Raw genomic sequence first — 12,492 nt, 5'->3', positions numbered from 1 at the left:
AACACAAGTTGCGTGGATGATGGGTTCCGGCTGGCGGCACGTTCGCCGCGCCGCCCTACAACACAGGCGAGGGGAGGACACCATGAGGAACGCACGTAGCGGTTTTGCGGCTTGGGTGGCGGTGTGGGTGCTGGTACTGGCTTTGCCCTGCCAGGCGGCGCGGGCGGGCGAGGTGAAGAAGCCGGCCTCGTTGGCGTGGGTCACCCCGGCGGTGGCCGGTTACGGCAAGGTCCACCCGCGGCCGGACGCGGCGGTGCAACCCGACCCGGCCGCCGACTACCGCATCTTCGTGCGGGTGACCGACGACGGTAAGCATCCGCGCGAGCGCATGCACGCGCTGGATCGGCTGGCGCGGCTGGTCAACGTGATGGCCGTGGCCAAGGTGCCGCCGTCGCACGTGCACATCGTGGCGCTGCTCGATGGGGAAGCTTCGCTCGCCTCGGCAACCGACGAGGTCTATCGGCGTTACACCAAGGTGGCGAAGAACCCGAACCAGGCGATCGTGCACGCCCTGCACCAGGCCGGCGTCCAGCTGCTGGTGTGCGGCCAGGCGCTCGCGATGGAGAACCTGCCCGACAGCGCGGTCGTGCCGGACGTGACCGTCAGCCTGTCCGCACTGACCGATGTCGTGGTCTATGGGCAGAAGGGCTACATCTACATGGAACTCTGACCGGCGCGCTTGCCGGCGCGCAGGTTCACCGATGGCGCCCTATGCCGGGCAACTAAAGACCGGCCTGGCCGACCGCAGCGCCGCGTACCGATTGCTGCAACTGGTGCGCGAACACGTCAGCCGCCAGCAGAGCCTGCTCTTCGGTCTCGAAAGGCAGGTCGGCGCATTCCGGCAGGTGATCTGCGATCTGCACGACGATGGTGTATTCGCCGTCATTGATCTTGTTGAGCCACGCGATGTACGGCCCAAGCTCGGTGTACCGGTCGCATCTGTGGGTGCTCATTGCGATCTCCCCGTGCTGTTCGGTGCATCCATGGTGCGCGTCGTGGTCGAGGGGCAGCAAGCGCGGCAGGGAAAGTCGGGGTTGTCGGGAAGGCGCACGAGCACGCGTGCCGGAACACGCGGTCTCGGGTCTACTTCAGGCGCTGGATAAGAGCCGGCTGTATGCCGCACGCTAGTCCCGGTTGCGTACCAGTGGCGGGAAGGGGAGGTGGCCGCGACGTGAGCCGACTCGGCACTACGGCAGACAGGGACTGGATGGCCCCGCAAGCGTCGATCACCTTCAGTAAGGTGGCGCCTTGCGCTGCCGTTGCGCCCTGGCCGCCTCGACCCACCAGTCGAGGTCGTCGGCGAAGCGGGCAAACGAGCGATCCAGGAATTTGCCGGCCTCGCCGATGGGCTCGCCATCGGAGTCGAGCGTCTGGGTGACCGGTCCCACGGTCACCGTGCTGGAGATGACCACCATGCCCATCTCCGAGAGCGTGCCGTGCCAGAGCAGGTTCGAGCGGGCGCCGCCGATCCGGCCGGCCGAATAGCTGACGATGCCGGCAGGCCGCCAGAACCACTCCTCCAGGAAGTGGTCGGTGAGATTCTTCAGGCCCGGCTGCACGCCCCAGTTGTACTCGCCGGTGACGAACACGAAGCCGTCCGCCGCGCGGATCTGCCCCGCCAGGGTCTCCATCGCCGCCGGGGCGGTTCCGGGCGGGTACTCCTTGTACATCCGGTCGAGCATGGGCAGGCCGACGCGCTGGGCGTCGATGAGCTCGGCGTTCGCACCCCGCGCGGCCAGCCGGCGTGTCACGTACTCGGCCAGGCGGATGCCGGCGCGATCGGAACGATAGGAGCCGTAGAGCACGAGGATGCGGTCGGACATGGCGTTCTCGGTGCGCTTACTGCGAATCGGCAGGACGCACATCATGGCACCGGTTGCGCGGTGTGCTTGATTCCCAGGCCGGTGTCCGGGTTTGGGCGCCCGTTGTTCTCGGGGCCGGGTACGCGCCATTGCTACCGCAAGCGGAGGGCGTCACTCCGCGCCAGCGCACCGCTCGCCGACTTCTAGGCAGGCACCTGCAGCAGATCGAGCACGTCCACGCCCAGGACGTGGGCCACCCGCTCCAGCCCGTCGATGGAGATGTTGGTGACGCAGCGCTCCAGCTGCGACACGTAGGTGCGATGGAACTCTGCCAGTTCGGCCAGTTGCTCCTGGCTGAGTTTCCTCGCTTTGCGCAGGCGACGGATGTTCGCCGCCACGCGCTCGCGGGCGCTCGGTAGGGAGATAGGCGAGGACTTGGAAGGCATATGCCCCAGCCTGGCCATCTACTGGCTTGCGTTCTACAGAATATAAGTCTACTGTGTATTACTCTACTTAGATAGCGCGCCGGCGTGCGTGCGCGAAACGGCACAGGGGCTACGCCTGAAGTCGCTTTCCCCTCCTTCGAGGTGCGCCCCCGGTTGCGCCGCGGAGGACAGCGAGACGAAAGCAGACGGTGCGGTGACGGCTCCTGGCGCGGTGCAGCCGCGCATGCGGAAAGCGCACGCAAACCAATTTCGCCCGATGACCGTGTCGCCGCTTCAGGCAACACGCGAAAGAGGGTCAATCCAGGGGAAAGCAAAGGGACGCAGCATGAAGACAAGTACGTTACGCAATGCCATTTCCGTTGCCTTGTTCGCCGCCACTGCTGCCGCAACCGGACTGGCACTCGCCGACGGGGCCGCCTCGGCCACCTCGACGCCGAACCAGCCAGCGGTGGCCGATGCATCGACAGCCATCGACTTCGATCTTCCCGCAGGCACGCTCGCCGCAGCGCTCGATGCCCTCGGTTCGCAGAGCGGCCTGCGATTGGACTATCCAGCCGAGCTGGTCGCAGCGAAGCAGGTGAGGGAGGTCCGCGGTCGCATGAGCTGGCGCGAGGCACTCGGCCGCCTGCTGCAGGGTAGCGGGCTCAGCTACCGGCAAACCGGTGGCGGCACCGTCGTGATCCAGCGCACGCAGGAACGCACCATCCCTGGCTGGCGCGCCGCCTCCGCGGCCTCGGCCGCGACGACCTCGCCGACGGCGCCCGCGGTGGGCAACCTTGCGACCATCACCGTTACCGGCACGCGCATCCGTGGCGGCACTACGCCATCGCCGGTCATCACAATCGGCCGCCAACGGATCAAGGAAGAAGGTTTCGCCGACCTCGGCGAAGTGATCCGCAGCGTGCCGCAGAACTTCTCCGGCGGTCAGAACCCGGGCGTCGCGGCGGGCGCGGCGGCTGGCGGCCCCAGCGACCAGAACATTACCGGGGGCTCGGGTCTCGACCTGCGAGGGCTTGGCCCGGACGCGACCCTGACGCTGCTCAATGGGCGCCGCATGTCCTATGGCGGATTCGCCCAGGCCGTGGACATAAGTGGCATTCCGGTGGACGCCGTCGATCGTATCGAGATCGTGCCGGACGGCGCATCGGCGATCTACGGCTCTGATGCGGTCGGCGGCGTAGCCAACGTGATCTTGAAGCGTGACTTCAAGGGAGTGACGGCGGGCGCGCGCTATGGCGGCGCCACGGACGGAGGCCTGGTTACTCACGAGTACAACGCCACCGTGGGCACCGCCTGGGATACCGGTGGCTTGCTGGTGGCGGGAAAGAAATCCTCCAACGACCCGATCTATTCGGACCAGCGTGATTACACCCAGTCGATGTATCGGCCCTCGACGCTCTGGCAGGGCAACGATCTACGTAGCGGCTTGCTCAGCCTGCATCAGTCAATAGGCGAGGATGCGGAACTGCACCTGGATGCACTCGGCAGCAGGCGGGATATCCAGACCGACCTGTCGTACGGCAGCGTGTATTACCCCTACCAGGCGCACACGCACTCCACGCTGGTGGCGCCGGGCCTGGATCTCTGGCTCGGTGGCGACTGGACGCTCACGCTCGGCGCCGCCATAGGAAACGAGAAGACCTCGTATGCCCAGCCGACGGTAGCCAGTGCGACGGGGGTTGCCGTTGCCAACAGCCTAGGCGCCTACACCAACAAGAGCCGCAGCTACGAGATCGGGGCAGAAGGCCCGCTGTTCACCGTGCCGGGCGGTGAGGCGCGACTGGCCGCCGGCGTGGGCTATCGCGACAACCGCTTCCTCGCCCAAAGCCTTACCCGGCACACGATAACTGCCGATGGCGGCCAAGGCAGCCGCTATGCCTATGCCGAGTTGAGCCTGCCGTTGATCGGGCCGGGGCAGGGGAGTGGTGGTGCGGATCGCCTGGCGTTGACCGGCGCGGTGCGCACCGAGGACGGCGACTACGGCACGGTGACCACGCCCAAGCTCGGGATCATCTATGCGCCTAGCGCCGATGTGTCGCTCAAGGCGTCGTGGGGCAAGTCGTTCAAGGCGCCCACGTTGTTGCAGCGCTATTCCACCCAGACGGGCATCTACTACACGGCGGCGACGTTCGGGGGTACCGGCTACCCGGCGGATGCCACGGTGTTGTGGCTGTCGGGCGGAAATGCCGACCTGCGCCCGGAGCGTGCCCGCACGTGGAGCGCTTCGCTGGCGTTCCATCCGGAGGCTCTGCCCGGCCTGGATACGGAACTGACCTGGTTCGATATCGACTACGGCGAACGCATCCTCCAGCCCATCACCTCTTACGACGTGTTCGGCAACTCGGTCTACGCCGACTTCGTCACGTACGGACCGACCGGAGCCGCGCAGGCGACTGCGCTAGCTGGCGTCAGCGACTTTTTCAACTACGTAGGAACGCCTTACGACGCCAGCAAGGTGGTGGCGATCATCGATGGCAGGTTCGTCAACGCATCGCGGCAACGGATCAAGGGAATCGATCTGTCCGGGTCAAACCGCTTCGACCTTGGGGCGGGACGGTTGACGCTCCGCGGGTCGGCCAGCTGGTTGCACAGCACCCAGACCCTGACAGCTGCTCAGAGCCCCTACGACCTGGCCGGCACGCTGTTCCACCCGGACAGGACCAGCATCCGGGTTGGCGCCGTCTGGAACCAGGGCGGCTTCACCGCCAGTCTGTTCGGAAATTACAAGAGCGGAGTGAAGAACACCGCCGATGGCCGCAAAGGGGCGTCGTTCCTGACCTTCGACAGCGCGCTGCGCTACGACACCGGCGAGGGCAGGGGATTGCTCGGCAACACGGCATTCGAGCTTGCCGTACAGAACCTGCTCAATCGGGCACCGCCACTGTATGCCGTCACCTCGTTGGCTTATGCGCCCTACGACTCGACCAACTATTCGGCGGTCGGACGCTACCTGAGCCTTTCCGTGTCCAAGCACTGGTGACGCTCGCCGGTTGCCTTGCGCAACCGGCGTTTCCGAGAGGTTGGAGAGAGGCCTATGTTCGTCATGAAGCGCATTTCGCGGCTGCTGATCGTGGCCGTCGCCTTGCTAGTAGCCTGCGTGTCCGCGTGCCATGCCTCCGTCGTGTCGTCCCGTCAGTTGTTGGAGGTCGTTGACATCGATCGTCCGGCGGTGTCGCCGGACGGCCGCAGTGTGGCGTTCCGGATCGAACGCGCGTCGGTGGAGCGCAATACCTACGACACCGTCTGGTACGTGCAAGGCCTGGACGACCGATGGCCCGGGCGCGTGGCCGAGGGCGGCGTGCCGTTGCGCGATTCGGCAGGAGGGTCGTTGCCCGCAACCGCGGTGTGGTCTGCCGATGGCCGCTGGATCTACTACCGCGCCTTGATCGGCGGAAAGATCGAAGTCTGGCGCGCAGCGGCGGACGGCTCCGGCGCGGAGGCGGTGACACATGACGCGGCGGATGTGCGTGATTTCGTGCTGGGGAAGGGCGGTCGCGTTCTCAGGTACTGCGTGGGTGCGACACGCGAGCAAGTCAGATCCGCGGAACGGGCCGAGTACGATAACGGCATCCACATCGACCGGACCGTGCCGATCGGCCAGAGTTTGTTTCGCTCCGGCTACGTCGGTGGGCGCATGGCGACGCAGCGCTTTGGCAAGATTTGGTTCGACCGCATCTCGTTGCTCGACGACGTCCCGGACCGCTGGAAAGAGGTGGATCTCCGAACGAAGGTGATCCGGGAACTCGCTGCCGCCCCTGCAGGTAGCAACAGAGATGTGAGTCGTGACAAGGGACATCCGAACGCGTGGCGCATGTCGCGTGCAGCCGACGAGGGCCGGGTGGCGATCCTGACCCGGATCGGTGATCGACAGGGCTTGCGCCTCAAACCGGAGGTCAGGCTGTCTGCTTCGTTGCCAGGAAGTGGTTCGCACGAGACCGTGTGCCAGGCTGCATCGTGCACAGGCAAGGCGATCACAGGAGTGCAGTGGCGCCCCGACAGCGACGAAGTGCTGTTTACCATTTCGGACCCGAATGCGGGACTGGCGCAATCCATCTATCGCTGGAACGTCAGGTCCGGCGTGGTCCTTCCCGTGGCGCGTTCGTCCGGCTTGCTCAATGGCGGGCGGGAAACCTCCAGCCAATGCGGGGTGTCCCCTGCGGCGATGGTGTGTGTGAGTGCGACCGCCAGCCAGCCCCCACGCCTGGAGCGGATCGACCTGGAGACGGGAGCCCGTCGCGTGCTGTTCGAACCCAACGCGGCGCTCGCGCAGGAGATGGCGACATCCGGCACGGTGCGTCTGCTTCGATGGAAGAATGCAAAAGGGCAGGTGTTCACCGGGCAGTTCTATGCGGCGAAGAACCGTTCCGGGGCCAGGCCACCGCTGTTCGTGAACTACTATCAGTGCGCCGGGTTTGTGCGTGGAGGCGTCGGCGACGAGTGGCCGTTCGCAAGCCTGGCAGCACATGGAATATCAGCGCTCTGCATCAATGCCGCTCCCTATCTCGTCGATGCGGTTGATCGCTACAACGAGGCGCTCTCTGCCGTCCAGAGTGCGGTCAAACTGTTGTCGGCGCGTGGCCAGATCGACGCCGCGAAAGTGGGCATGGGTGGACTGAGTTTTGGCAGCGAAGTCACGCTCTGGGTGGCGATGCGTTCCCGGCTGCTTTGCGCGGCGTCGGTCAGCACGCCGTCGGTGTCTTCTCTTTATTACTTGTTCGGATCCCTCAAGGGGAGCAGGTTCGAGAACGGGTTGAAGGAGCTTTGGGGGCTGGGTTCTCCTGAGCAGACACCGGACCGCTGGCGCCTGCTGTCTCCTGAGTTCAACCTGGACAGGCTGACGGCTCCCATCCTGTTCCAGACGCCCGAGCAGGAATACCTGTATGCGCTCGATTACGAGATTCCGCTGATCCGCGAGCATCGTGCGGACCTCTACGTGTTCCCCAACGAGCCGCATCAGAAGTTCCAGCCGAAGCACAAACTTGCCGTGTACGAAAGGAACCTCGACTGGTTCCGGTTCTGGCTGCAGGGTTACGAGGACGCGGCGCCCTCGAAGCAACCGCAGTACGCGCGCTGGCGTGCCATGCAGGGGCCTGCCGGGCAGGCCGGGTCAGCGGCTCCCTGACTCGCCACGGGCTGCCAGTTACGCATGGTTCCTCACCCAGTTCTCGATCATGCACAGGTCGAAGATCCGCATGAATGATCGGTCGCGGGCGGGCAGTGGGCTTTCCAGGAAAAGGCTCAGTTCGCGCGGATCGAGCAGGCCCTGGGAGCGGAGATGGCCGTCCAGCAGGAAGTGACCGATCGTCGCCTTGTTCTTGCGGTACACCGCGAAGGTGTAGTTCATGAAGGTGCCCTTGCTTCGCCGGTTGAGCACCTCGTGTGGGAGCTGCCCCGAGAAGGCGGACCGGGCGATGGAGCGATTCTGCCCTCCTGATATCCACAGCCAGCTCGGTACACGGAGACAGGCCTCCATGACAGGCTGCGAGAGCAGGGGAAAGCGCACTCGCCGGCCGCCCGATCGGAGCGTGCTGTCACGGAACAGCTGAGTGCCCGCGAGTTCGAAGATTCGCTCGCGATCGCCAGGAAGCACGTGGGGTGGCGCCGAAAACCACGGGTGCATTTCAAGAGGAAGGGCCACGCCGGTTCGCAGCAACCACTGGCCATCGGGTTTGCAGGGGCCTTTGGGAGTGCGATACAGCTTCCGCAGCGCCAGCCGCGCCGCCTTTGCGACAGTGCAGCCATGCAGCCTGCTCAAGTCGACAATGGCCCTGTAGCCTGCTGTGAGCCCGCGTGCCCGGAAGGCGTCTGCGGCAGGAGCAGCAGACTTGAGGTAGCAGAAGACCGTATCGCCGCCTCCCCCGGAGAACAGGCTGTTCACTCGCTGCAGCTCTGCTGCATTGTCCATGGCACGCGCGACCGCACGACCCAGCGCCCATGCCGCAGGACGCAGCGAGTGCCGTGGCAACCGAAAATCGATGTCCGCCTCTGCAAAATCGAGCATCTGCTCCAGCAGTTTGGTGCCAAGCTGTCTTGCGATCTGACTCGCATACCTGCGTTCGTCGGCGCCGGGCAACGGTGTGATGGCTGTGCAACAGGCCATTCGCGTGCGCGCATTCGCGAGGCAGGCGCCGACGATCGATGAATCCAACCCCCCGGACAGCTCGAGCAACAGGCTGCGGTCGGTCTCGGCCATGGCGCGGACCACCGAAGTCGTGGCGTCGCGAATGGTCTGCGCCGCGGCAACGGGATCGCTCTGCCGCTCGGCTGGCGTGACGAAGTGCCAAGGGGACCAGCCCAAGCCGGTGGACGACTTCTGCCCTTCGACCGAGAGCATGCAGCCGGGGAGCAGTTCGCTGATGCCGGCAAGACCGGTGCGCGCGATCTTGATGTGCGGATAGAGCAGGCAGTGGCGCACGAAGTCCCAATCGATCCGGTCGCGATGGAGGCCCAGGCGAGAGGCGATGGCCAGGTCGGAGGTGATGAATCCGTTGCCGCCGCGCAGTGAATAAGCGCAATCCACGCCACCGGATGGATCTCGCAGGACGGTGGTGCCCCCGTCGTCGGAGGGCTGGAACAGTAGATATTCGCCCCAGTAGTGGTCCAGAACATGCTGCCGGATTGCAGCCTGCGTCGGCAGATGCCGAAGACCGGCAAGGTCCCTGACGGGCCTTCCGACCTCGTCGTACAGATCGCCGAGCAGTATGCCGCCGCCAGGGAGGTCGAACGCGGGAGCCTCCTGCGGTGCATACAGCGCAACGCAACCCACGTGGCCCCGGCAGTCCATGGCCAAGCTTCGCAATGAGTCTGCGACGGACCGTTCGAAATCTTCCAGGTTGCCGGCAACGGCGACCGACAAGGCTATGTAGCGGTAGCTCATCAGATCACCCGGATAGGAACATGGGCCTGGGCGGTCCCCACGGTTTCGTTCAACACCAGTGAGCCGTGCTGAACCCAGGCGTGCGCGGAGAACGGGTCACAGGCCACCCCCATGACGAGTTGGGCGCATAGGCCGCGCCTGGCCAGGAACCTGACCATCGACAGCGAGTCGATCAGGCAGCAGGTGCCGATGGGTACGTAGGGGCGCGCACGGTTGAAGGCGGTAGCAGCTTCGGAAATGCGTTGCTGGCAAGCGGCCTGGTCGGCTGCGGGCGGCGATGTCCTCGCTTGGCGGTAGTCGTACAGTCCCTGCAGGATGCTTTTCAGGGGCCTTGTTTTCAGTTGCCAGTACGTGATGGCAACGGCGAGAAACACATCTTGCACCACATCGAGCGTGACGCGCCTGCCGGTGCACGGTGTCTCAACCGCGCTTTGGTCGGGCGGTGTGATGGCCGCCGCGGATGCGTCGCAGGGTATCGTCGTGGGCTGAAGGAGCAGCTGGTGCCTGGCAAGTTCACTGACATCGATGCTTGTGTCGTCAGGAGCTTCCAGATGTCTGAGGAAACTGCGCTCCAGCGCTCCAGACAGCTGGAAGTACCGGTCGTTTTCTATATCCAGGAAGAACAACCGGCCATCCAGCTCGCAGAAGGATAGGTCCGCATTCAGATGCCGGATCACTGTCGCCTCCCATGTGGAAGGGGCGCGCCTTTCAGCGCGCCCCCGACGGTCAGTCTTCGGAAATCCCAGGGGCGATCGGTCCGCCCACCGCCTCGCCGAAACCACCGGTACCGCGGGTTTCCACACTGGCGACGCCGAGCACGATGACGTCGTCGCTCGGGTTGATGCGGGTGTTCTCGTTCGTGTTCATTTCAATCTCCTGCGTTCACGTCATGGCCGTCCCATGACGCGACCAGCGTAGGAGCCGAAAAAATTGATTTTCAAATGATTATTGCGCTGTCACCGAAAGATTATTCGGTGAGGCGCAATGGTCCGCTCGGGGCTGCCGTTGTGTCCGCGATGATGAGCCGCCGCAGGTTGCCTAGTGCAGGTAATCGCCGTGCTCACTCAGCAAGGCCACGATGCGTGGCACGACATGCTTGCGGCGCTCGTGGTAGTCGCGCAGCGCGGACTTCAGGGCGGGAATCTCGCGCGCCTGCCAATACCGGTCCAGCTGCGAAAGCTCTTCATGGGTGCGATCGAGCACACCTTTGGCTGCCCGCCGTACCGGTGCCAGCTGGTCGTTGGCCCGTTGCACGGCGTGGTGCAAGGATCGATGTTCCGTCGCGCGGGCGATTACGTCGAACAGCTGCCAGGTGAGCTTCGCCAGATCATCATCGTCCGCGCCCAGTGCCAGCTTCTCGGTCTTCCGGAAGGCCGGCGCAACACCGATATCGCAGGCCATCAGCAACAGGCGTTCCATCCAGTCGTAGAGGTCGCGCAGGCCCAGCTCGGTATGCAATGGAACGTGCAGTCCACTGCGGGCATGGTCAGCGACCAGGCCTTCGCCGACGAGGCGGTACAGGGCAAATCGAACCGGCGTGGGGCTGGTGTCGAACTCCGTGGCAAGCCGGGCCGGATCGATCCGCTGCCCGGGCGCGTAGCGCCCAGACCGCAGCGCGCGCCTGACCTGCCCATACACAAATGCACTCTTGGAGTGGTTCGCATCCATAGTTCGACTCCATGTCTGCGGATGGTTGTCTCCTGAGCCCCATGGTACAAAAATCGGTAGTCAGGCAAAGGCGCCGCGTTCTCGCTTCGCATCGAGCAAGACGATGAATGCGCCAATCTTCCGGCTGGCGCCTGTTGAAGGCGGTGTGCCGATCCGGTGCGGGCGTTGCCCGCGCGCCGTCTCCATGGCGCGCCCATTGCATTGGCCGGAAGCGACCGCGGTCTTCCCTTCTGCCGTGTAGCGCTAAAGAGACGGCGTTCTCGTTCCCTTCGATGAACGCTTGGGCTTCGCCTCCTTCGCCGCGATGAGCCCCTGCAGGTAGGCAACGCCTTCCTCTTCCGGAAAGAACGCGACGACGTCAGCGACGGTCAGTCCGTGGCGCTCGCGCAGCGCCAGGAATTCCGCTCTTGCCTGGAGCAGGCGAGCATGGCTCGAGTCTTTTTTCGGCATGGGCCTCTCCTTGGCTGGTGGGTTGCGTTTGCCATCCAGGGCCGCAAGCTCTTCCTGGAACCGGCGGAAGTCGTAGGTACTGGGTTTCATAAGGGGAAAGGCTGGAAATTTGCCCATCTTGGCACATCGTCCAACTGTGCTTTTGCCCCCGAGCCACGTGGCTTCACGCGATCGCCGCCGCTACATGGGGGGACCGGTAGGCAGGCGGCCAGGCCTGCCTCCGACTCATGGCGCACACGCAACGCCTCAGAGCCGGTACTGGACGCCGAGCGACCAGAGTCGGCGTGGCTCCAGTTGCAAGCCATTGACGCGTTCCCAGACGGGAAACTGCACGAAGGCGAAGGCATCCAGTCGGCGCGTGAGCTTCACGCTGACCCCGGGACTCAGGTACCCCAGTGTTGCGCCGCTGTTTTCCCGGTCGGCCAGTGCGCCGCTCTCGCGTCGTTCGCTGTGCAGGTTGAGTTGCAGCTGCGGCGTGACCCGGGCCATGCCCATATAGCGCAGCCCCAGGTTCACGTTGACCGAGTTGCCCGGCCGGAACCGGTCGCGCGCATCGAGTGCGACCTGCGCCATCGCCTGCGCGAAATAGCTCAGCGATTCCCCGAGGTTGCCGAACTTGTAGACGCCCAGCAATGCGTCGGTGGTGCCGGTGCCCAGTTGCAGGCCGCGGTCCAGGAGTTCGCCCGCCTGCGGCCCCGCGACAAAGGACTGCCCGAAGCTGCCGGTCGGCAGCTTGATGCCGAACTGCAATCCAAAACCGGCGTCGGGACTCAGGCCCTGGTAGCGGGCAACCACTCGCAGGTCCCCGATACTCCGGGTATCGGAGGTGGATATCGCGGTGTCGCCTTCGGCAATGGTCTGGTGGTAGCGGTCCATGTAGGGCAGCTGCAGGCTCAGTCCCCAGTAGCGCGAGAAGTTGTAGTCGGCGCCGAGCAGGGTGTTGCGATTGATCGTCTCGCGCTGGACCTCTTTATCGGTCGGGTAGGAGAAGCTGCCCGGGCTGACCGAGTCGGTACCGTTGCGCAGCTGGGACTGGTTGAAGTAGTCCTGGCGCAAACTCAGGTGCAGGCCCGAAGTGGTCGCATAACCCTGGCTGGCCCAGTCGGAGTTGAGCGAACACCCGCAGGTGGAGCAGGCGCCGGCCATGCCCGGGATGATTCCGAGCATGGCGGCCATCGTGGCAATCAGTCGCGGGCGCCGTGGCGTCCCGGGGGCACGGGTTGAAGACATGACGGGCATATTCATCAGC

12 protein-coding genes are annotated in these 12,492 nt (G+C 64.9%); 3 read left to right on the top strand and 9 right to left on the bottom strand.

The window, feature by feature from the left end; genetic code table 11:
• Nucleotides 1-82: 82 nt before the first annotated feature.
• The gene (locus tag BMZ38_RS13910) at nucleotides 83-670 is read left to right on the top strand and encodes a DsrE family protein (RefSeq protein ID WP_139202425.1); all 588 of its coding nucleotides are present in this window, start codon (nucleotides 83-85) and stop codon (nucleotides 668-670) included.
• Between the two features lie 52 nt (nucleotides 671-722).
• On the opposite strand, the gene BMZ38_RS13905 is transcribed toward BMZ38_RS13910, so the two are convergent.
• From BMZ38_RS13905 to BMZ38_RS13895, 3 genes are all read right to left on the bottom strand, one after another.
• Nucleotides 723-953, bottom strand: a complete 231-nt coding sequence (locus tag BMZ38_RS13905; RefSeq protein WP_091338863.1) for a hypothetical protein — start codon at nucleotides 951-953, stop codon at nucleotides 723-725.
• Between the two features lie 279 nt (nucleotides 954-1,232).
• Entirely contained in the window at nucleotides 1,233-1,823 is a 591-nt protein-coding gene (locus BMZ38_RS13900; protein WP_091338995.1) for an NADPH-dependent FMN reductase, read from the bottom strand.
• A 182-nt stretch (nucleotides 1,824-2,005) separates the two neighbouring features.
• Nucleotides 2,006-2,248: a helix-turn-helix domain-containing protein gene (locus BMZ38_RS13895; RefSeq protein ID WP_091338861.1), complete on the bottom strand. Its 243-nt coding sequence runs from the start codon at nucleotides 2,246-2,248 to the stop codon at nucleotides 2,006-2,008.
• 256 nt (nucleotides 2,249-2,504) lie between these two features.
• Between BMZ38_RS13895 and BMZ38_RS13890 the strand changes: the two genes are divergently transcribed.
• Together BMZ38_RS13890 and BMZ38_RS13885 are read left to right on the top strand one after the other, a co-directional pair.
• Entirely contained in the window at nucleotides 2,505-5,228 is a 2,724-nt protein-coding gene (locus BMZ38_RS13890; RefSeq protein WP_245747235.1) for a TonB-dependent receptor, read from the top strand.
• A 54-nt stretch (nucleotides 5,229-5,282) separates the two neighbouring features.
• On the top strand, nucleotides 5,283-7,370 hold the full coding sequence (locus BMZ38_RS13885) for an Atxe2 family lasso peptide isopeptidase (protein ID WP_245747236.1): 2,088 nt from the start codon (nucleotides 5,283-5,285) through the stop codon (nucleotides 7,368-7,370).
• Between the two features lie 18 nt (nucleotides 7,371-7,388).
• Here the strand turns inward: BMZ38_RS13885 and BMZ38_RS13880 are convergent, their stop codons facing one another.
• From BMZ38_RS13880 to BMZ38_RS13860, 6 genes are all read right to left on the bottom strand, one after another.
• Nucleotides 7,389-9,125, bottom strand: coding sequence for an asparagine synthase-related protein (locus tag BMZ38_RS13880; RefSeq protein ID WP_091338857.1), 1,737 nt, complete (start codon nucleotides 9,123-9,125; stop codon nucleotides 7,389-7,391).
• Complete coding sequence (locus BMZ38_RS13875) at nucleotides 9,125-9,802, bottom strand: lasso peptide biosynthesis B2 protein (protein WP_175483734.1); 678 nt, start codon at nucleotides 9,800-9,802, stop codon at nucleotides 9,125-9,127. Before BMZ38_RS13875 ends, BMZ38_RS13880 begins: the two co-directional genes overlap by 1 nt.
• A gap of 49 nt (nucleotides 9,803-9,851) precedes the next feature.
• On the bottom strand, nucleotides 9,852-9,992 hold the full coding sequence (locus BMZ38_RS17635; protein ID WP_139202426.1) for a benenodin family lasso peptide: 141 nt from the start codon (nucleotides 9,990-9,992) through the stop codon (nucleotides 9,852-9,854).
• A 171-nt stretch (nucleotides 9,993-10,163) separates the two neighbouring features.
• Complete coding sequence (locus BMZ38_RS13870) at nucleotides 10,164-10,793, bottom strand: GntR family transcriptional regulator (RefSeq protein ID WP_091338850.1); 630 nt, start codon at nucleotides 10,791-10,793, stop codon at nucleotides 10,164-10,166.
• Between the two features lie 243 nt (nucleotides 10,794-11,036).
• Nucleotides 11,037-11,333 carry a hypothetical protein gene (locus BMZ38_RS13865; RefSeq protein WP_091338990.1) on the bottom strand — a complete coding sequence of 99 codons (297 nt, stop codon included), beginning with the start codon at nucleotides 11,331-11,333 and terminating at the stop codon, nucleotides 11,037-11,039.
• Between the two features lie 156 nt (nucleotides 11,334-11,489).
• Entirely contained in the window at nucleotides 11,490-12,410 is a 921-nt protein-coding gene (locus tag BMZ38_RS13860) for a hypothetical protein (protein WP_245747237.1), read from the bottom strand.
• Nucleotides 12,411-12,492 lie beyond the last annotated feature (82 nt).

The organism is Frateuria terrea, from assembly GCF_900115705.1.
Lineage (GTDB): Bacteria > Pseudomonadota > Gammaproteobacteria > Xanthomonadales > Rhodanobacteraceae > Frateuria_A > Frateuria_A terrea.
This window is presented reverse-complemented; position numbering and strand designations above follow the sequence as displayed.

What these genes read in the sequence shown, in the direction of transcription:
- BMZ38_RS13865 (WP_091338990.1), bottom strand. Translation starts at nt 11,333, where the DNA reads ATGAAACCCAGTACCTACGACTTCCGCCGGTTCCAGGAAGAGCTTGCG.
- BMZ38_RS13870 (WP_091338850.1), bottom strand. Translation starts at nt 10,793, where the DNA reads ATGGATGCGAACCACTCCAAGAGTGCATTTGTGTATGGGCAGGTCAGG.
- BMZ38_RS13895 (WP_091338861.1), bottom strand. Translation starts at nt 2,248, where the DNA reads ATGCCTTCCAAGTCCTCGCCTATCTCCCTACCGAGCGCCCGCGAGCGC.
- BMZ38_RS13905 (WP_091338863.1), bottom strand. Translation starts at nt 953, where the DNA reads ATGAGCACCCACAGATGCGACCGGTACACCGAGCTTGGGCCGTACATC.
- BMZ38_RS13885 (WP_245747236.1), top strand. Translation starts at nt 5,283, where the DNA reads ATGTTCGTCATGAAGCGCATTTCGCGGCTGCTGATCGTGGCCGTCGCC.
- BMZ38_RS13880 (WP_091338857.1), bottom strand. Translation starts at nt 9,125, where the DNA reads ATGAGCTACCGCTACATAGCCTTGTCGGTCGCCGTTGCCGGCAACCTG.
- BMZ38_RS13910 (WP_139202425.1), top strand. Translation starts at nt 83, where the DNA reads ATGAGGAACGCACGTAGCGGTTTTGCGGCTTGGGTGGCGGTGTGGGTG.
- BMZ38_RS13860 (WP_245747237.1), bottom strand. Translation starts at nt 12,410, where the DNA reads ATGCTCGGAATCATCCCGGGCATGGCCGGCGCCTGCTCCACCTGCGGG.
- BMZ38_RS13900 (WP_091338995.1), bottom strand. Translation starts at nt 1,823, where the DNA reads ATGTCCGACCGCATCCTCGTGCTCTACGGCTCCTATCGTTCCGATCGC.
- BMZ38_RS13890 (WP_245747235.1), top strand. Translation starts at nt 2,505, where the DNA reads ATGACCGTGTCGCCGCTTCAGGCAACACGCGAAAGAGGGTCAATCCAG.
- BMZ38_RS17635 (WP_139202426.1), bottom strand. Translation starts at nt 9,992, where the DNA reads ATGAACACGAACGAGAACACCCGCATCAACCCGAGCGACGACGTCATC.